The 20331-nt window shown below is 42.3% G+C and carries 16 protein-coding genes and 1 tRNA gene; 7 read left to right on the top strand and 10 right to left on the bottom strand.

Annotated features, from left to right (window positions below; translation table 11 throughout):
- Positions 1 to 72: 72 nt before the first annotated feature.
- Positions 73 to 468, bottom strand: coding sequence for an START-like domain-containing protein (locus F0145_RS07155; RefSeq protein WP_150087638.1), 396 nt, complete (start codon positions 466 to 468; stop codon positions 73 to 75).
- Between the two features lie 116 nt (positions 469 to 584).
- On the opposite strand from F0145_RS07155, the gene F0145_RS07150 reads away from it, so the two are divergent.
- Positions 585 to 658 (top strand) — tRNA-Met (locus tag F0145_RS07150).
- Positions 659 to 790: 132 nt separating this feature from the next.
- On the opposite strand, the gene rplT is transcribed toward F0145_RS07150, so the two are convergent.
- The 8 genes from rplT to F0145_RS07110 form a co-directional block, all read right to left on the bottom strand.
- Positions 791 to 1135: a 50S ribosomal protein L20 gene (gene rplT, locus F0145_RS07145; protein WP_150087637.1), complete on the bottom strand. Its 345-nt coding sequence runs from the start codon at positions 1133 to 1135 to the stop codon at positions 791 to 793.
- Between the two features lie 71 nt (positions 1136 to 1206).
- Positions 1207 to 1401, bottom strand: coding sequence for a 50S ribosomal protein L35 (rpmI, locus tag F0145_RS07140; protein WP_150087636.1), 195 nt, complete (start codon positions 1399 to 1401; stop codon positions 1207 to 1209).
- A gap of 67 nt (positions 1402 to 1468) precedes the next feature.
- Positions 1469 to 1999: a translation initiation factor IF-3 gene (gene infC, locus F0145_RS07135; protein WP_150087635.1), complete on the bottom strand. Its 531-nt coding sequence runs from the start codon at positions 1997 to 1999 to the stop codon at positions 1469 to 1471.
- Between the two features lie 102 nt (positions 2000 to 2101).
- On the bottom strand, positions 2102 to 4042 hold the full coding sequence (gene thrS, locus F0145_RS07130) for a threonine--tRNA ligase (RefSeq protein WP_150087634.1): 1941 nt from the start codon (positions 4040 to 4042) through the stop codon (positions 2102 to 2104).
- Between the two features lie 12 nt (positions 4043 to 4054).
- On the bottom strand, positions 4055 to 5188 hold the full coding sequence (locus F0145_RS07125; RefSeq protein ID WP_150087633.1) for a tetratricopeptide repeat protein: 1134 nt from the start codon (positions 5186 to 5188) through the stop codon (positions 4055 to 4057).
- Positions 5189 to 5544: 356 nt separating this feature from the next.
- On the bottom strand, positions 5545 to 6330 hold the full coding sequence (locus tag F0145_RS07120; RefSeq protein ID WP_150087632.1) for a tetratricopeptide repeat protein: 786 nt from the start codon (positions 6328 to 6330) through the stop codon (positions 5545 to 5547).
- A 47-nt stretch (positions 6331 to 6377) separates the two neighbouring features.
- Positions 6378 to 9077, bottom strand: a complete 2700-nt coding sequence (locus F0145_RS07115; RefSeq protein ID WP_150087631.1) for a DNA gyrase/topoisomerase IV subunit A — start codon at positions 9075 to 9077, stop codon at positions 6378 to 6380.
- Positions 9070 to 10944, bottom strand: coding sequence for a DNA topoisomerase IV subunit B (locus F0145_RS07110; RefSeq protein ID WP_150087630.1), 1875 nt, complete (start codon positions 10942 to 10944; stop codon positions 9070 to 9072). Before F0145_RS07110 ends, F0145_RS07115 begins: the two co-directional genes overlap by 8 nt.
- A gap of 340 nt (positions 10945 to 11284) precedes the next feature.
- Here F0145_RS07110 and F0145_RS07105 point away from each other — a divergent pair, with 340 nt between their 5' ends.
- From F0145_RS07105 to F0145_RS07090, 4 genes are all read left to right on the top strand, one after another.
- Positions 11285 to 12418: an AI-2E family transporter gene (locus F0145_RS07105; RefSeq protein ID WP_150087629.1), complete on the top strand. Its 1134-nt coding sequence runs from the start codon at positions 11285 to 11287 to the stop codon at positions 12416 to 12418.
- Between the two features lie 117 nt (positions 12419 to 12535).
- Positions 12536 to 13009 carry a ferritin-like domain-containing protein gene (locus F0145_RS07100; RefSeq protein ID WP_150087628.1) on the top strand — a complete coding sequence of 158 codons (474 nt, stop codon included), beginning with the start codon at positions 12536 to 12538 and terminating at the stop codon, positions 13007 to 13009.
- Between the two features lie 482 nt (positions 13010 to 13491).
- Positions 13492 to 14889, top strand: coding sequence for an exonuclease domain-containing protein (locus F0145_RS07095; RefSeq protein WP_150087627.1), 1398 nt, complete (start codon positions 13492 to 13494; stop codon positions 14887 to 14889).
- A 417-nt stretch (positions 14890 to 15306) separates the two neighbouring features.
- Positions 15307 to 16782 (top strand): hypothetical protein, encoded by a 1476-nt coding sequence (locus F0145_RS07090; RefSeq protein WP_150087626.1) that lies wholly within the window; start codon positions 15307 to 15309, stop codon positions 16780 to 16782.
- Between the two features lie 30 nt (positions 16783 to 16812).
- Here the strand turns inward: F0145_RS07090 and F0145_RS07085 are convergent, their stop codons facing one another.
- Positions 16813 to 17892, bottom strand: a complete 1080-nt coding sequence (locus F0145_RS07085; protein ID WP_150087625.1) for a DNA topoisomerase IB — start codon at positions 17890 to 17892, stop codon at positions 16813 to 16815.
- 273 nt (positions 17893 to 18165) lie between these two features.
- Here F0145_RS07085 and F0145_RS07080 point away from each other — a divergent pair, with 273 nt between their 5' ends.
- The gene (locus F0145_RS07080; RefSeq protein ID WP_150087624.1) at positions 18166 to 18990 is read left to right on the top strand and encodes a M48 family metalloprotease; all 825 of its coding nucleotides are present in this window, start codon (positions 18166 to 18168) and stop codon (positions 18988 to 18990) included.
- A 165-nt stretch (positions 18991 to 19155) separates the two neighbouring features.
- Complete coding sequence (locus F0145_RS07075) at positions 19156 to 20328, top strand: App1 family protein (protein WP_150087623.1); 1173 nt, start codon at positions 19156 to 19158, stop codon at positions 20326 to 20328.
- The last annotated feature ends 3 nt before the right edge of the window (positions 20329 to 20331 follow it).

Raw genomic sequence — 20331 nt, 5'->3', positions numbered from 1 at the left:
TTAAAGCAATAAATATTCCTATTGCTTTTATAAATTCAGGCTTGGCTACCTTAAGCTATTGAATAACGAAATTTACCCGCCAATAATTTCACGTAAACTCACAATCAGGCCATCCCACAATTCTTTCATTTCTTCCATATCGTCTTCTTCCGAATAATCTATTACGCGTAAGTACTGTTCCTGGGTCAGGTCGCTGGTTTCAATGGTAAAATCCATGTAACTGGCATCCTGGTCGTGTTTCCGATCGTCGGTCAGAAAAACAAAGCGCACTGATTTATTTAACCGGTGGTTGGTCATTTCGGCAAAGTGGTTCTGGTTATCCCAAACAAAGTTTAAGGTTCTGTCTTCGTTTATAATAACTTTATCGCAAAACCACTGCTCCAGCCCAGAGGCAGTACTCAAGTAAGGGTAAATCATCTTGGGAGAAGCGTTAATGATGCGTTCGCAAACAAATTTATGCTTTTTCATAGCATTTAGATTAGAATGTGGAGAGGAAACGGATGTTCAAATAAAGGCAATATTTTTATTTTAAAAAAAGTTGTGTTTGTTTGTTTCTTATTTATACATTTGCACCGCAATAAAGCGGCGGGGTAGCTCAGTTGGTTAGAGCACAGGATTCATAACCCTGAGGTCAGGGGTTCAACTCCCCTCCCCGCTACAAAGCTCCAGGTGAATAACTTGGGGCTTTTTTTGTTTTAAATATATAATTTTGCCTATTATAAGCAACAATAACCAAAATAAAAAAAGCTTAGCGACTAGCTAAGCTTTTTTTATTTTATTTTAGTTAAGATTATTTAACTTTTTCAACGATACCTTTAAAAGCAGCCGGTTGATTCATGGCTAAATCGGCTAAAACTTTCCGGTTCAGGTTAATATTGGCTTTCTTTAAAGCACCCATAAACTGGGAGTAAGATAAACCATATTCCCGCACCCCGGCGTTAATACGTTGAATCCACAAGGCCCGAAAATCTCTTTTCTTGGCTTTGCGATCGCGGTAAGCGTAAACTAAACCTTTTTCAACGGCATTCTTGGCTACAGTCCAAACATTCTTACGACGTCCGAAATAACCCTTTGCCAGTTTCATAATGCGCTTTCTTTTTTGTCGGGCGGCAACGACATTAACGGATCTTGGCATTTTAACTTAATTTTTGGAGATTGGTGATTCCGTAGGAATTCTTTTTACCAGGCCCCGGGTGAAAAATAATTTTAGATGTTGAGCATTGCTCTTACGCGGTTCTCGTCAGCTGTGCTAACCAGGCCCACGTGCGTTAAGGCTCTCTTCTGTTTGGTTGTTTTCTTTGTCAGGATGTGGCTTTTAAAAGCGTGTTTACGCTTAATTTTGCCAGTACCTGTTAAAGAAAACCGCTTCTTTGCACCAGATTTAGTTTTAACTTTAGGCATTGTTTAAAAATTTAGGTAATTGGTTTTTAACTCTTTAACGGCCGAAATAATTCAAACCTATTTGTTTCTACTTTTTAGGCTTTGGTCCCAGGAATAAAAACATCCGTTTTCCTTCTAGTTTTGGCAGTTGTTCTACTTTGGCTACGTCTTCCAGGGCCTGAGCAAATTTCAGCAACAACACCTCGCCTCTTTCTTTAAACACAATGGTTCGTCCTACAAAGTGTACGTAAGCCTTAACCTTGGCCCCGTCTTCTAAGAAAGCCCGGGCGTGTTTTACTTTAAATTCAAAATCATGGTCATCGGTATTAGGGCCAAAGCGGATTTCTTTCGTAACCACTTTCTGCGTTTTGGCCTTCATTTCCCGTTGCTTCTTCTTCAAGTCATACTTGAACTTAGAGTAATCAACAATACGACAAACCGGGGGTTCAGCTTTAGGTGATATTTCCACCAAATCCAGGTTTTGTTCCCGGGCAATGCGTAATGCATCGTCCGTTGAATAAACGCCGGTCTCCACATTCTCACCAACTAATCTTACCTGCCGGGCCAGAATCTTATTGTTGATTTTGTATGGTTCCTCAACGGCACCACGCTGCGGCATACGTCTGTTAGTATTCGTATTGATAATTTTGCCTCCTTAAATAACAGTTTTTATAATCAAGGTGCGAATATCGCACTAAATAAGTTATTTTAAAAAAAAATTCTAGTTTTTACTTAAAATATCTGCCAGCACCTGCTTAAAGTTCTGAATAAACAAGTCTACGGTTAAGTTACCCATATCGCCTTCGCCGTGTTTCCGCACCGAAATAATTTCGTTTTCCTGTTCCTTCTCCCCTACAATTATCATGTAAGGCACTTTCTGAACTTCCGCATCCCGAATTTTCCGGCCAATTTTTTCATCGCGGTTATCTATAAAGCCCCGAATGTCTTCCTGCAATAAGCGTTGGTAAACTTTTTCGGCATACGCATGGTATTTTTCCGAAATAGGCAATATGGCAAATTGATCGGGGCTTAACCAGATAGGGAAATTACCGGCACAATGCTCAATTAATACCGCCACAAACCGCTCCAGCGAACCAAACGGCGCACGATGCAGCATAACGGGCCGTTGCTTGGTGTTATCCGGCGCGGTATATTCCAGTTGGAAGCGTTCCGGCAAATTATAATCTACCTGAATGGTACCTAATTGCCATTTCCGGCCCAAAGCATCTTTTACCATAAAATCAAGCTTCGGTCCGTAAAAAGCGGCTTCGCCGAGTTCGGTTACAGTACGGAGGCCTTTTTCCTCAGCGGCTTCAATAATGGCGCTTTCGGCTTTTTCCCAAGCTTCGTCGGTACCAATATATTTCTGCTTGTTCTCTGGGTCGCGTAGCGATATTTGAGCAGTATAATCATCAAAGCCCAACACTTTAAATACATACAGCACCAAATCAATTACTTTAATAAATTCTTCTTTTACCTGATCAGGCCGACAGAAAATATGGGCATCGTCCTGGGTAAAGCCACGCACCCGGGTTAAACCGTGCAGCTCCCCGCTTTGCTCGTAGCGGTAAACAGTACCAAACTCTGCCAAACGCAAAGGTAAATCGCGGTAAGAACGGGGTTTGGTTTTGTAAATTTCGCAGTGGTGCGGGCAGTTCATCGGTTTTAGCAAAAACTCCTCGCCTTCATTCGGGGTGCGAATAGGCTGAAAAGAATCGGCGCCGTATTTTTCGTAGTGCCCAGATGTTACATATAATTCTTTGCTGCCAATGTGCGGGGTAACTACCTGCTGATAACCAGCGCGGGTCTGGGCCTTGCGCATAAAGTTCTCCAGGCGCTCGCGCAGCATGGTGCCTTTGGGTAACCACAACGGTAAACCCATACCTACTTTCTCGGAGAAAGCAAATAATTCGAGTTCTTTACCTAGTTTGCGATGGTCGCGGCGTTTGGCTTCTTCCAGGCGCTCCAGGTATTCGGTTAGTTCTTTTTGTTTCGGAAAAGTAATGGCGTAAACGCGGGTAAGTTGCTCGCGTTTTTCATCGCCGCGCCAGTAAGCGCCGGCCACGTTCATGAGCTTAGCCGCCTTTATAAAACCAGTATTGGGTATATGCGGCCCGCGGCACAAATCAACGAAGTTGCCCTGGGAATAAAAAGTAATAGAACCATCTTCCAAGCCTTCGAGCAAATCTAATTTATACTGATCGCCTTTGGTTTTGAAATATTCAATTGCTTCGGCTTTAGGTACCGGCCGGCGGACGTATTCACTCTTGTTGCGGGCCAATTCCAGCATTTTTTGTTCAATTGCCGGAAAATCATCCTGCGACAATTGCTTACCGCCCAAATCTATATCGTAATAAAAGCCGTTTTCAATGGCCGGTCCAATACCAAATTTAACGCCCGGGTACAAAGCTTCCAGGGCTTCGGCCATTAAGTGCGCCGACGAATGCCAGTAAGTAGCTTTACCTTCGGTATCGTTCCAGGTAAGGAGTTGTACCGCAGCATCCGATTGAATGGGCCGGCTTAAATCCCAGATTTCATTATTTACTTTTACGGCTAATACATTGCGAGCCAGTCCTTCGCTTATGCTGGCGGCTATTTCCATGCCGGTAACACCCGGCTGGTATTGCCTCACCGAATTATCTGGCAAAGTAATATTGATCATTATTATTTATAATTAATAAACAGTGTCTTGTACGATAACATCCGGCATAATTATATCCGGCATAATATTATAGTTGCGCGTTCTTCTCAGGCTATCCCGCTGCATTTTTCTCAAACCCCAGGCCGAGCGGCGAACACCCCACATGGATTTTACATCGTTTGGTTTCCGTTGCAGCACGAGATTATAAGCCGCTAAAGCATCCTGGTACCTGCCCGTTTTTTCATAGCTTTCGGCCAACATTTCCTGAGCTTGGTCTAGGTTGTTTAGCCTGGTTGCTATCTTTTCCAGGTGCGTTACCACGCTGGCAAAATTACCTTTTTTATAATCTATTAAAGCCAACTGGTAATTAGCTAAATAAGAATCTGCATCTAATTTATGGGCCTGGGTAAAACTAAAATAAGCACTATCCTGCCGTTTTAGGCCTTTATACCGGAGGCCCTGCTGGTACCATAAAAAAGCATTAGTTGGTTCCAGGGCTTTTCCTTTTTTCAGGTGCACTTCTGCTTCCGGATAATTTTTTTGCGCGTTATAAATACTACTTACGTGTAAATAAGGATGCACAAAATCGGGCGCGTTCCGGATGGCCCGCCGGTATAACACTAAGGCCGAAGCGGTATCGCCTAGTGCCGCCCGGGCAATTCCTTTATAAAAAAGGCCATATTCATTATCGGGTTCTTCGTTTAGCGCCAAATTTACTTTTTCGAGCGCGCTCCAATAATTTTTCTTCTTTATTAAGAGTTCTGCTCCCAGTAAATACCCGTTAGCACCCTTTAAGCCCAACTTTTCTGCTTCTTCCACCACCTCCAGCGCCTGGGTAATATGGCCCATGTCCCGCAAAATAACAGCTTTCCAGAAATAATATTCCGGTTGGTTGCTGTTAAATTTTATGGCTTGTTCAATATCAGCTAAAGCCTTTTCCAGTTTTTTATCCTGCAAATAAAGTTTAGCCCGCTTGGCATACAAACCGGCATTATTCTGGTCCAGGTTTAGCGCTTCGTTTAAGTCGGCTATTTTAATTTCGCTAACGCCTACCAGTGCCTTTTTATTTACCATGGGGTCCTGGTTTATTACTTCGGTAGAGCAAGCAGTTATGCTAAACAAATATGCTCCCAGCAGTAAGCCCGATATGCCGCCTAAACCTTTCATAAACTAAATTCCGGTGCTAAATTATTACTAATTCTGCTATGATCATAAAGAATAGTAATTCCGTATTTTGCTTACTATTATTATAGGTGTTTAAATAATTATGAAATTTGCCAGACAGCATTTGGTTTTCACCTGGTTGTGCTCCCGATTACTTGAAAATATTGTTTTCCGGAAAACAATATTTTATTGCCAGCCGCGCTTGTTATGTAAACACATAATTATTTAATATCAGCAGCTTTAAGTTAAAACAGGTTAATTCCTAATATTAGATGATTAGGAATTAAAAATTGCTGCTTAATAAAGCTCAGAGGCTAATTTATTGGAGATTACTAAAAAGATCAATTTGCAGATAAGCGTTAAACAGACGTTTTAGCCAGGTTGTGGAGTAGGGCCTTACAACGGCGGCTTAACTCTAAATCATCGGAAGTTACCAGTTGCAGCGTAATTGCTCTTTCGAGTACTTCAACGCTTTTCGCTGTATTTTTCATGTCGCGGTAAATAATAGCTAAATCGTAATAACTACTAATATTGGCCGGATTGCATTGAATGGATTTATTGAGAGATTGAATAGCTTTGTAATTACTGGCGCCAACCTGCATACCGCCACCGGTTAATTTAGAAGCGGTACATTCAAAAAAATTGAGGTTAGCTACTTTGTAATGCCAGCGTCCTAATAATTGCCAGGCTTCGGCGTGCATTGGATTAAGTGCCAATGCTTTATCCAGGTGTTCTTTTACTTTTCTGATTTTGACCATGCGCTCTTTTACTCCCGAAATAACCGATAAATTATTTAAGGCTGCTGCCATGGCATAATGGGCATAGGCACCATTGGCATTAACGGCCAAGGCTTTCTGGGCATAGTCTAAGGCCGAGGTAAAAAATTGGTTTTTTTGGGTTTCGTCAGAAAAGCGGGTACCAATCCGGAGGTCGAGTAAACTTAACTTATATAGCGCTTCGTAATTGTTAGGATCGTGGGTTAAAACCAGTTCAAATTTTTGCAGGGCCTCTCCGTCTTTGTACTCCAGGTACAAACGGTTTGCTTCTTTTAATAATTCATCGGAAGGTAAGGAGGCAAGCGCATGACCGGCAACCGCCAGCCATGTGCCTAATCCCAAAATAAAAAATTTAAAGGTTCTTAACATATACTACTTTTGTCAGTCTAAAACAGAAAATAGCATAAAAGCAAGAACTAAAATAAATTTAATTGTTTCTTAGCTTTAACAGGCTTATCTTCTATACTATCTATATTACTTATTTCCAGCGGAATAGTTGCCGTATCCACAGATATTTCAACTTTATTTGATAGCGCTACCGGTATAGGTTTTGGCACTTTTTTTACCTGCTTCGCTCCCGGACCAGGCACCACTTCTTCTTCTGGTTTTTTAAGTATTTGTATATTATGTATTTTAAAATAATTCAGCTTGTTGCCAGTTGCCTTCCAGCCTTTCACATCAATAAAGAGGTTCAGGCTGATTGTTTCGGTTTCCTTTTCGCTCTTCTTATCTTTCTGGTACTTTACCTCCGCAATTGGTTCTTCCTGCGTTGTTACAGAAATTAATTTAGAACCTTTACTTTCGTTCAGGTATGAGAAACGCTTACCGGTGGTGCGGGTCTCAATCCGGAACCGCTTCACGTAATATTGCTTGTTCTCCCCGTCGTAATGAATAGCCGTAACCACCCGCTCCGGATCAAACTTTTCAATTATCTCAATATTCTGAACATCGTAATGGTTAGTTAAATCGAACGAAGTAAGTTCGTAACTACCATCTTTAAACAACACCAGAATCGTATCTTCGGTATTAAAGCTTCCCAAATAACGCCCTCTGGATTCGGTATTTAAACGGCCGATAACTTCATCGTAGTATATCTCGCGGCCACCTAAAGTCGATTCGCCCAGGCTTTTCTGTACTACTTTCTTCACCGGGTACTTCGTAACCATGTTGCCCTGCGAACCTTTGCCTTTAATCATCAGCTCGGCAAAGTCGTAGTCGAAAGTTTTAACCCTGGCCGTAGACGCCGGTGCCAGCGTAATAGTTACAATTTCCGATTCACTATTTGGGTTAGCGGTTAAATAATGAACCTTTGAACCCTTATTGCCTTTGGTTAAATCGTATTCCTTATCGCGGGTTACGCCATTTACCGAGAAACGCTTGGCCATGGAAATACCGGATTTACCATCAACGTAAATCATGTTGTACACCATGTGCTCGTCGTTCTTGTTGTAAATACCGGCATAAATAATATCCTTGCCCACAAAAGTTTTCTCGGCAATTTTAGTTACTCTAAATTTCCCGTCTTTGGTAATGGCAATAATATCGTCCATGTCGGAGCAATCGCACACGAACTCGTCTTTCTTCAATCCGTACCCCACAAAACCGTCGGCCCGGTTAATATATAACTTTTGATTCGCGATTGCAACTTTTTGGGCCGTAATTACATCAAAGGTTTTAATCTGGGTTTTGCGGTCGCGACCCTGCCCGTATTTCTTCAACAGGTTTTCGAAATAAGCAATGGCAAAGCGCACCAGGTTAGCCAGGTTGTCGGCTACTTCGGCCATTTCATCTTCCAGCTTGCTAATATATTCGTCGGCTTTAAAAGAGTCGTACTTCGAAATTCGCTTAATTTTTATTTCGGTCAGGCGAATAATATCTTCCTGGGTAACTTCGCGGCGCAGCAATTTTTTAAAAGGTTTCAGACCTTTGTCAATCGCTTCCAGTACGGCTTCCCAGGTAGTACATTCTTCAATTTTGCGGTAGATGCGGTTCTCAATGAATATTTTTTCCAGCGACGACATGTGCCATTTCTGGTCGAGTTCAGCCGCCCGAATTTCGAGTTCCCGCTTCAGTAGTGCCAACGTTTTCTGCGTCGAAATCTGCAGTACGTCGTCGGCCGTCATAAAATGCGGCTTGTCTTCGATGATTACGCAAATATTCGGCGATATAGAAATTTCGCAATCGGTAAAGGCGTAAAGCGCATCAATAGTTAAATCGGGTGAAACACCGGGCGGCAATTGCACGTGAATTTCCACGTTGGCCGCCGTATTATCTACTACCTTTTTAATCTTGATTTTATTCGCTTCGCTGGCTTTTACAATAGATTCCATTAAAGCCGTGGTGGTAGAACCATAAGGCACATCCCGGATAATCAGCAAAGATTTATCTACTTTTTCAATGGTAGCTCTTACCCGAATCCGGCTGCCCCGCGCGCCACCTTTGTAATCGGTCACGTCAATCATGCCGCCCGTCTGGAAGTCCGGCAATACTTGCGTTTTCTTACCTTTCAGCACATCAATAGAAGCTCTAATCAGCTCCTTAAAGTTGTGCGGCATAATCTTCGTAGACAACCCTACGGCAATACCTTCTACGCCTTGGGCTAATAGCAACGGGAATTTTACCGGTAAAGTAACCGGCTCGTTTTTGCGGCCGTCGTAAGAAGCCTGCCAAACGGTGGTATCGGGATTGAAAACTACATCCAGGGCAAACTTAGATAAGCGGGCCTCAATATAACGGGGTGCAGCCGCACTGTCGCCGGTGCGTACATCGCCCCAGTTACCTTGTGTTTCTATTAATAAATCTTTTTGCCCCAGGTTTACAATAGCATCGCCAATAGAAGCATCGCCGTGCGGGTGATACTGCATGGTTTGTCCGATTACGTTGGCTACTTTGTTAAAGCGACCATCGTCCATTTCTTTCATGGCGTGCAGGATGCGGCGCTGCACGGGTTTTAAGCCGTCTTCTATGGCCGGTACGGCCCGTTCCAGAATAACGTAGGAAGCGTAATCTAAAAACCAGTTCTGGTATAAACCATCAACCGGGGTTATATCGTGTATTTTTTCTTCGCTTTCAAACGGTTCGTTTAAAAGCCCTTCATTTTCAGTATCGTTAAGCATAAATTTCTTCTTCTACGTCGGCAACAATGTCTTTCTCCACCTTCAGGTTCTGAATAATAAACTGCTGACGCTCGGGCGTGTTTTTGCCCATGTAATAGCTCAGCGTTTTCGGGATAGAGGTGTCGGCGTGCAGAATTACCGGCTCCAGGCGAATATTATCGCCAATAAATTTACCAAACTCATCCGGCGATATTTCACCTAAACCTTTAAAACGGGTAATCTCCGGGTTTTTGCCCAGCTTTTTCATGGCTGCCTGCTTCTCTTCTTCGTTGTAGCAGTAAATGGTTTCCTTTTTGTTGCGTACCCGGAACAATGGGGTTTCCAGGATAAACAAGTGGCCATTTTTTACCAAATCCGGGAAAAACTGTAAAAAGAACGTAAGCAGCAATAACCGGATGTGCATGCCATCTACGTCGGCATCGGTGGCAATTACCACGCGGTTGTAGCGCAAATCTTCCAGGCCTTCTTCAATATTTAAAGCGTGCTGCAGCAAATTAAACTCTTCATTTTCATATACTACTTTCTTTTTCAGGCCATAGCAGTTCAGCGGTTTACCCCGTAAACTAAATACGGCTTCCGACTCCACGTTCCGCGATTTAGTAATAGAACCGCTCGCCGAGTCACCCTCGGTAATAAATAAGGTTGAAAGCAAGTGCTTTTCGTTTTGCTCGTCGGTAAAGTGGATGCGGCAGTCGCGGAGTTTGCGGTTATGCAGGTTGGCTTTCTTTGCCCGTTGATTAGCCAATTTTTTAATGCCGGCCATATCTTTGCGTTCGCGCTCACTTTGCTCAATCCGTCTTTTCATCGCATCGGCCACGGCTGGATTTTTGTGCAGGAAGTTATCTAAATGCTCCTTCACAAAATCGTTGATGTAGCCGCGCACCGTTGGGCTATCGGGTCCCATTAAGATAGAACCTAGTTTGGTTTTGGTCTGTGATTCGAAAACCGGTTCCTGCACCCGCAAACTAATGGCACCAATTATAGAGGCACGCACGTCGGAGGCTTCGTAATCTTTCTTAAAAAATTCTTTTACTGTACGGGCAATGGCTTCACGGAAAGCTGCTAAGTGCGTACCGCCCTGGGTGGTATATTGGCCGTTTACAAACGAATAATATTCCTCACCGTACTCGTCGCCGTGCGTTAAAGCAATTTCAATATCTTCACCTTTCAGGTGAATAATTGGGTAACGCAAACTTTCGGGATCGGCTTTGCGGCCGAGTAAATCTTTTAGACCATTCTCCGAATAATATTTCTGACCGTTGAAATTAACCGTGAGCCCGGCATTCAGGTACACGTAATTCCACATCTGATTCTCTAAATATTCCGGAATAAACCGGTAATTCTTGAAGATGGTATCGTCGGGGACAAAAGTGATTAAAGTACCGTTGCGCTGGGTAGTCTCGGTTACCGGATGGTCTTGCACCAGTTCGCCACGTTCAAATTCAGCCACTTTCATTTGCCCGTCACGTACCGATTGCACCCGAAAATAGCTGGCTAAGGCATTAGTGGCTTTGGTACCTACCCCGTTCAGACCAACTGATTTCTGGAAAGCTTTGCTATCGTATTTACCACCGGTGTTTATTTTAGATACGCAGTCGATTACTTTGCCCAGCGGAATGCCCCGGCCGTAATCGCGTACCTGTACTTTGTGTTCGGAAATTTTAATTTCAATGGTTTTGCCATTGCCCATCACGTATTCGTCGATGGAGTTATCAATAATTTCTTTTACTAAAATGTAAATACCGTCGTCCTGGGATGAGCCGTCGCCCAATTTCCCAATGTACATTCCTGGCCGCAAACGAATGTGTTCGCGCCAATCCAGGGAGCGGATACTGTCTTCGGTATAAGCATTATTTGTTTCTGCCATTCTTAAAAAGCAATAAATTTTAGAATAAAATTAGACTAAAGGTAAGGATTTAATCCGATACGGAAAACCGGTGAATGAGCCGCTAAAGGCCAAAGGGCGTAAAAAATCACGTAAAATGTTATAAAACAAGCATCTTTATTCTGGTTTATAAGTAACCAAATTCAGACGGAACAGGTTCAATAAAAAGCTATTTTAATTGGCTTTTTTGCTAATATAAAGAGCAAAACGGATTAATAAAAATTTTTAATTTTATACCCGCCAAGCCCAGCGAAAAATATTACCCTATATTCCCAAACAAAATAAAACGCCTTACGCTTAAAGAGCTAAACCTTAATTTTATATGGAACTTAAATTACCCGACTACTTAAAATACACCATTATTTTATTGGGGCTAATATTATTGCTCTACCTGCTCCAGATGTTTCAGTCTTTTCTGGTGCCTATTCTTTTTTCGATGTTATTTGCGTTGCTGTTGCTGCCTATTTCGGAGCGGCTGGAAAGAAAAATGCCGCGTTCGCTGGCTATTATTACCAGCTTAATATTTATTGTTTTGGTACTGGGCTTACTAATTTATCTATTATCGATGCAGATAGCCAGCTTTTCCGAGGAGATGAAGAATATTTCGGATAAGCTGCTGGTGTTTGTAAATAAAATTCAACAGTTTCTTTTTCAGAAGTTTGGCATACAGCCCACCAGTAAAAATGAGCTATTAAGCAAAAACTTAACAGCCTTGCAGGAAACCGGCACCCGCTTTTTAGGCAGCACCATTTCGGTTACCACCGGCGCTTTAAGTGTAATTACGCTGGTACCCATTTATATATTTTGTATGCTGTATTACCGCGATCATTTCCGGCGGTTTATTTTCCAGTGTATTTCCAGGGATAAGCGCGATGCCTTCATGACCACCATGGATAATATTCAGAAAGTAGTGGAAAGCTATATTTCGGGCTTAATGATTGTGATTGTAATTGTAGCCATCCTGAATACCGTAGGCCTCATGATTATGGGCGTGCCTTATGCTATTTTCTTTGGCGCGTTTGCCGCCGTTTTAACCATTATTCCTTACATCGGCATATTAATTGGGGCTTTGCTCCCGGCCATGTATACATTAATTCAAACTGGCTCTTTGCTGAATGCCGTAATTGTAATTGGTATATTTACATTTGTGCAGTTTTTAGAAGGTAATTTTATAACACCCAATATTACCGGTTCTAAAGTAAGTATTAACCCTTTTGCAGCTATTCTGGCCTTAATTATTGGCGGCGAAATTTGGGGTGCGGCCGGCATGATATTATCTATTCCGGTAATTGCCATGTTAAAAGTAGTTTTCGATGCCTACGAGCCTTTGCGCCCCATTGGTTTTGTATTAGGCGATACCAACCAGCGCAATGCTGAGCCCGGCTTTTTTAATAAACTAATTAACCGGTTTAAGAAGAAAGTGAAAGAGCAACCTTCTGAGCAGGAACCCAAATAAGGCGTGTAACTTAAAAAGCCTGAATCCGGTATATAGTTTTACCCCTACTCCAAACTATTAACAAAATATTATTTGGCTTAGGGATAAAAGCGTATAAACCTTAGATAACGAAAAACTATGAATAATAATTTTGAAGAAAAAACCTTTAGAGCCGTAAACGACCTGGTAGAAACTGCTAAAGCTGGAATGAAAGGTTACGAAACGGCCTCCGAAAACGTAGAAAATCCCCAGATTAAGTCTGAATTGAGCCGTTTAGCTCAACAACGGGCTTCTTTCGTGAACGAATTAGAAACGCAGGTTCGCCAATATGGCATTGAAACCCGGAACGACAACACCGTAGAAGGTGTAGTAATGGATGCGGCTAATGCGGTGCACCGGGGTTGGATAAACCTAAAATCGGCAATTACGGGCAACAGCACCGATGCTATTTTAAACGAATGCGAAAACGGCGATGCGGCCGCCCTGAAAACATATGAGCAAGCCCTGGAAATTCAGGATTTACCAGTAGATGTCCGGACCGTAATTGAACGCCAGCATCATGATATTTTAGAAGCTAAGAACCGCTTAACAACCCTAAAAACAGGAATTTAAAGAATTAGTAAGTTTAGTGTTTGTTAGGAAAAAAGCAGCCAATAAGGTTGCTTTTTTTTGTGCCTTACTTTTGATAGCGTAATTATATATTAAAGCAATATTTAATACCAAATAGTAAATATTACCTTCCATAAAACCCACCTTTATTTTTGTCATCCTGCAAGGACCTTTTGGTTAGAAAATCAAGTAGGTAATATACCTTTTAACGCTAGTTGCCTGTAAGAACATCTAAACAATAGATTGTTTCAAAATGACAAAGAGCGTATTTATGGAAGTTAGCTTATACTATTTGGTATAATATACCCAAATAGTAAATCTTCATCTACTTAGAATATTGTTCTTTAAATTTAAATATTTTTAATTAAGCGTTTTACTAACTATATTAGTTTTTACTAACAAAGGAAACGCATTTGCTATTTTTGTGGTTTAGAAAAGAGGCCGTTCTTAGCCCCTCAATTGTACTTGCTAAAAGATTAAGTGTTTTGTACGCCATTATAGATATTGAAACCACGGGTGGTCAGCCGGCCCAGGACAGAATAACCGAGATTGCCATATTCATTCATGATGGAAAAGGCATTGTAGATAAATACCATACTCTTATTAATCCGCAGCGGCCTATCCCCTACTTTATTACCCAACTTACCGGCATTACCGACGACATGGTAAAAGACGCGCCTAAGTTTCATGAGGTGGCTAAAGAAATTGTGCAGTTTACCGAAGGAAAAATATTTGTGGCCCACAACGTCCGATTCGATTATTCTTTTGTAAAAAAAGAATTCGGCGATTTAGGGTATAATTACCAACGCAAAACCTTATGTACCGTTAGGCTTAGCCGCTCGCTTATACCGGGCTTACCATCTTACAGTTTAGGTAAACTTTGCCAGAGTGTAAATATTGAGTTAAAAATGCGCCACCGGGCCATTGGCGACGCCGAAGCTACGGCCATTCTGTTCGACCGCTTGCTTAAAATAAACCAGCCGGCCATCGACGGCACCCCGGATGCGCTGGAAAGCAGTAAAAATGTAATTTCCTCGGCGGTTAAAACCTCGTTGCTACCTCCCCAAATTAATCGCGACCAGGTAGACGCTTTGCCCGACAAAGCTGGTGTTTATTACTTTTACGACAGCGACGGCGAAATTATTTACGTGGGCAAAAGCATTAATATTCGTAAGCGCATTATTCAGCACTTTAACATTGATTACAAAAGCAAAAAATCGCTGGAGTTTAAAAACCGGATTGCCGATATTTCTTACGAATTAACCGGAAGCGAATTAGTGGCTTTGTTGTATGAGTCGGACGAGATAAAAAGGCTGAAACCTTATTATAACCGGCAACAACGCCGCAGCGTGTTTAACTCGGGCATCTATGCTTATTTCGACCAGAACGGGTACAAGCGGTTAACCTTCGATAAAGTTAGCAACGATCGTATTCCGCTCATTGCTTTATCTAACCACCATAAATCCAAGAGCTTTTTATTTCACAAAGTCGAGAAATTTAACCTTTGCCAAAAGTTATGCAGCCTGTATAAATCTAACGGCGCCTGCTTCGATTACCAGGTTCACCAATGCAACGGGGCTTGTATTGGCAAAGAATCGCCGGAAGAATACAACGCCCGGGTAGATGCAGCCATAGATTCTTTTAGTTTTGAGCACGATAATTTTGTATTAATTGGCAAAGGCCGCACGCCCGAAGAAAAATCGGTGGTTTGCATTGAAAACGGCCATTACTTAGGCTTCGGGTTTATCGACGAAACTTTTAGTGCAACAAATTTTAATGATTTTAAAGAAATAATTAAACGCTACAACGATAACAAAGACGTGCAACAAATAATCCGGGGCTATATGCGCTCAGGCATGCGCGATAAATTAATTGTGTTTTAATACCCAGGAATATGCCGGCTTAAACATTACTTAAATATTTGATTGCCTTGCTTTTGCGTTATCATTGTTAACAAATCGGCTTACCGTACTCCTTTCCTAAAACTTTAACCCCAACCAGCCTATAAAATTATTTTCGGGTTTGATTATTATATAATATTCAAACCTGAACTGAGGCTGCTGTTCCAGGTAATTTCTATTAAACCTTTTTCATTAAAACCAGTTCCTAGACCAAGTTTAGCAAATAATATAGAATATTTATAATACTTTATTTCTCTATTTACGTTAAAGTAAACTACACCTGCTGGCTATGTTTACTTACGTATTTACTGGCGCTTAAATTAACCTAATGTGCGCTTCGCACAGACAAAAATGCACGGCAAAGGAAAAAAGCTATTATATTTTAAATATTCAATTAATATGGTTCATTGGCTAACCCGGCTAACTATTATTCTTTGCGCTTGTTTTTTGTGGAGCTGCGCCCGGCACCATTATTTTCAGGAAGATGCCTTGTATAAACCCGCCGAAAAAGAAAAACTGGCACCACCAAAACCCGGCTATGTTTGGGCAACGGCTGGCAGGCATTATAATCGCTCGGGCTTGCACCAGTTAATCTGGGGAAAACATTACCGAACCGTTTGGGCAATACCGGTGGAAGTACCCATATTAAACCCAGCGGAATTAGCAGGTGGTTTAATGCCAGTAGAAAAAGGTGGCGGGCTGCAAACTACCAGCCTGACGTTAGTAAACCCGAACGGCCGCACGTTTACCTTGCGCACCCTCGATAAAGATCCGGCTAAATCTTTATCATCTTTCTGGCAAAAAACTTTTCTGCAGAACCTGATGCGCGACCAAACTTCGGCCATTAATCCCTACGCCGCTTTTACCATACCGCCGCTGGCCCAGGCGGCCAATATTTTTCATACCAATCCAAACTTATATTATGTGGCGGCTACGAAAACCGGGTTGGGCCAGTACCAGCAAAACTTTAGCGGCAAATTAACCATGTTGGAAGAAAAATTTGTAAATGAAAAATCATTACCACCCGCGTTTAAGCAAGCTAAAAATATTCTTAATTCCGAAAAGCTTTTCGAACAACTTAAAAAATCTCCGCACCAACAAGTAGATCAGTTGGCTTTTGCCCGCGCCCGATTGTTCGATATTTTAATTGAAGATTTAGACCGGCACGAAGGCCAGTGGAATTGGGCCGAATACCCCACCGCCGCGGGTGGAAGCTTATACAAACCCATTCCTAAAGACCGCGATTATGCTTATTATCAATTTGCCGATGGCCTGATTCCGTGGCTGCTTACCCGCCGCATATTGGTGGGCCACATAAAACCTTTTATTCATAATATTCCGGATGTAGGTGGTTTAACCCATAAAAGCCAGAAGTTAGATAAACAATTATTAAACCAGCTAACCGCCGAAGATTGGCAAAAAGTAGCTAAGGAATTGCAGGCAGCTCTTACGCCAGCAGTAATTCAGCAGGCCGTTTCCCGGTTTCCTAATTCGGTATATGCGCTTACCGGCGAAAAAACCAGGAAAGAATTAGAAACCAGGGTACAAAAGCTCCCCGAACTGGCTCAGGAATATTATAAACTTTTAACCCAGGAAATAAAAATATTGGGCACCGAACAGCAGGAAAAATTTGTGGTGCAGCAGCAAGCGGCTAAAACAACGCTGGTAGAAGTATTTACCATACCAACAAACGCCGGCGAACAGCCCAGGCTGCTATACAAGCGGGCTTTTACTTTTCCGGAAACAAAGAAAATAACCTTGGATGGTTTAGGTAATAACGACCAGTTTGTAATTAATAAACCGAATAAAAAGAAACCCGAAATAAAAGTTAAAGCCAGAAAAAACAAGCACGAAATAATTGCCACGCACGACTAACCGCAATAAACTTAATTGGTTCTTTGTTAATTAATTGGGCTTAACCGTTTTTAACATATTTAATACCATTTTCTCTACCGGCGACAAATAAGAAGTGCCGGTGCTGGGCGCATCGTGTTTTTTCAGGTAATCGTATAATTTATCTTCTTTAAAAATATCGAGTACTTGCGGGTGTACGTAATATTTGCTGCATACCGTAGGCGTATTGCCTAAACCTTTGGCCACTTGTTTAAAAGCTTCTTTCACGGTTTTTTCTTTTTCCAGTTCGGGGCGTTCGTCCAGTAATTGTTCCAGGCATTGTACCATTAACACGGTACCGCCCCAGGTTCTAAAATCTTTGGCCGTGAAATCCTGCTGGCTTATTTCCTGAATATATTCGTTTACATCGCCCGACTCTAAGGTTTGCCGGTTGCCTTCTTCATCGAAATATTGGAATAAATCGTACCCTGGTATATCCTTGCATTTTTTTACCAGTTTAGCCAGGCGCCGGTCCTGAATATCAATTTCGTGTTCCACGCCTTTTTTACCCACAAAACTAAATTTCAGATTATCGCCTTCAATTTTCACATGGCGGTCGCGGAGGGTAGTTAAGCCGTAAGATTTATTCGATTGGGCATAATAGCGGTTACCTATCCGGATTAAAGAATTATCGAGCAGGTTTAGCACAATAGCCGCTATTTTTCTCTTGTTTAACTGCCGCTGTGCTAAATCTTTTTCAATATGTTCCCGCATTTGCGGTAAGCTTTCGCCAAAAGCGATCATCCGGCCAAATTTAGTTAAGCTGCGTACATCGCGCCACTTGGGATGGTAAATATATTGCTTCCGGCCTTTCTGGTCGCGGCCGGTTACCTGAATGTGGCCGTTGGCAGATGGGCTTATCCAAACATCGGCCCATGCCGGCGGAATTATTAATTTCTTAATGCGTTCGAGTGTTTTTTCATCCGCCACCGGCTCACCTTTCGGGTCCAAAAAAATAAATGCTTCGCCTTCTTGTACGCGGGTAATTCCTTTTTTTGTATCGGGCAAGTACCGCAATCCAGCCATCGAGGCGGTGCCGGCCGGATCGGCATATAAAGCGTGTACGTCTACTTCTGCTAAACTTTTAGCCATTTTCAGGTTTATAATATTTCTTCCAGATTAGGAATGTTCTTTATAACCTAATTTATACTAAAAGGTTTTGCCGAGCCGCCGGGGTAAATTTTTGTATTTCAAGGTTTAATATTTACCACCAGAAGGTTCTGTTTTCTCTATAAATATTCATAAGCAATAAAACTTCATTTTTCGTACTATAAAGTTATGCCGCTAGTAGTATTGCGGCTGAAAAACCTAACCTAAATTATTAATAGCTTTGCTTTATTTGCGCTAAATTTTAGAACCCTAACCATGAAAAAAATAATTATTAATTACCGCTTGGCTTATTTTGGTTTGCTGCTGGCTTTTCTAACCCAATCGTGCGCCAAAGATAAAAACGGCGACCGGCTATTGTTTTCCATAGATCAAGATATTGCTTTGGGCGAACAGGTAGCGCACACCGTAGATTCTACTTACCGGGCCAAAGGCCAGTTAATCGAACGCAATAATTCCCGTTATGCCCCCGCTTATCAGCACCTCGACGCCATCGTGAACCGGGTATTAAGTTCGGGGCAAGTAGCTTATAAAGATGAATTTAAATGGGATACCAAAATTATTAAAGACGATAAAACCCTGAATGCTTTTGCTACGCCGGGCGGCCATATCTACGTTTTTAGCGGCCTCATTAAATATTTAGACAACGAAGATCAGTTTGCCGGTGTGTTGGGCCACGAAATTGCCCATGCCGATAAACGCCACACCACCAAGCAGTTGCAAACCCAATACGGCATTAATTTATTGCTGGCAATAGTAGTTGGCGAGAACCAGGGTGCCCTTACCCAAATTGCTACAGGCTTAACCGGTTTAAAATTTGGCCGGGATGCCGAACGCGAAGCCGATGATTTTTCGGTGGTATATTTAAGTGGCACCAACTATGCCTGCAACGGCGCGGCCGGCTTTTTCCAGAAAACCCAATCCGAAAACCAATCGGCTGGCGTGCCGGAATTTTTAAGTACCCACCCCGACCCGGGTAACCGGATTGAAGCCATTAACAATAAAGCCCAGCAACAAGGCTGCAAAACTACACCGTCGGGTTCTACCAGCTTTACCCAAATGAAGAATATTCTCAATCAGTAACCCAACCCTAAAAAAAAGAGTAGATCCCGGTATAAAAAACCGGGATTTTTTATTTTTGGCGATTTATGAAGCCCTTTATCTACTTTACAGAAGAATTTAGATTTCAATATATTTACTCTTTATACAACTACTCCGGCTAAAGCTTCGGAGGTAAATATTACCCTTATGGCACAATGGCAAAAACACTTTACCCGTCTGGCATCTAACCTCGAAGACAAAGCCGATAATATTATTTTAAATATTCGCCAGCGACTGGGCCTGTTTAGCCCTTTGCAAATAATTACTTACCGGAGTTATGGCACCCGTAACCGCCTTTACCTGAAAGGCCGGGTATTAGCCGATAAAGGCATTACGCCGCCCGCCGATACTGATACTTTCTTTACCAATATTCTGAACATGTACCGCCGGTTCGAAAGCGACGAAATACCCAATGCCCGGCTCAAGATTAAGTTTCAGGACCAGGAACATTTAACTACTACCGACAAAGAAGGCTATTTTGTAATTAACCTGGAGCCCACCACGCCACTGGAACTAAACGATATTTGGCATTATATGGTAGTAGAACTAGTAGATGCCCCCGTAGAAATACCGGATGGTTTGCAGGCCCAAGCCGAAATATTAGTGCCACCTTTGGATGCAGAATACGGCATTATCAGCGACATAGACGATACCATTATTAAAACCCAATCTACGGATATGGTGGCGATGTGGGGCAACGTGGTTTTTAACAATGCCCGCACCCGACTGCCTTTTGCCGGCGTTTCGGCTTTTTATAAATCGCTGCAACTGGGCCGCAACGGCAAACGCAATAATCCTTTCTTCTACGTATCTAGCAGCCCCTGGAATATGTACGATTTGCTGCACGATTTCCTGGATATAAACGAAATTCCGCACGGCCCCATTTTGCTCCGCGATTTTGGCTTAGAGAAAGAAAAGCTTTTCCGCAGCGACCACATGGGTCATAAGTACAAAGAAATTCAGAATATTTTATTGACCTACCCCGAACTGAATTTTGTGCTCATCGGCGACAGCGGCCAGGAAGATGCTAATATTTACCGTGAAGTAGTGAAGAATTTCCCTACCCGAATTCTGGCCATTTACATCCGCGATGTGCAATTACCCGACCGGGCTAAAATGGTGGTGGAAGTATCGGAAGAATTAAAACAGGGCAAAGTAGATATGGTGCTGGTACAAACATCGGTAGAGGCCGCCGAACATGCCGCCGCAGCCGGTTTAATTTACCGCGAAGAAATACCGGCTATTGTGGAAGAAAAAATTAAAGACGAAAGCCCTGAACCGGAAGAAAACTCAACGCCCACTGCTGAAAATCCGTCCTAGATT

The sequence above is a fragment of the Adhaeribacter rhizoryzae genome (genome assembly GCF_008629685.1).
Taxonomy (GTDB): Bacteria; Bacteroidota; Bacteroidia; order Cytophagales; family Hymenobacteraceae; genus Adhaeribacter; species Adhaeribacter rhizoryzae.
The sequence above is the reverse complement of the archived record's forward strand: the minus strand, read 5'-3'. Positions and strand labels throughout refer to the sequence as shown.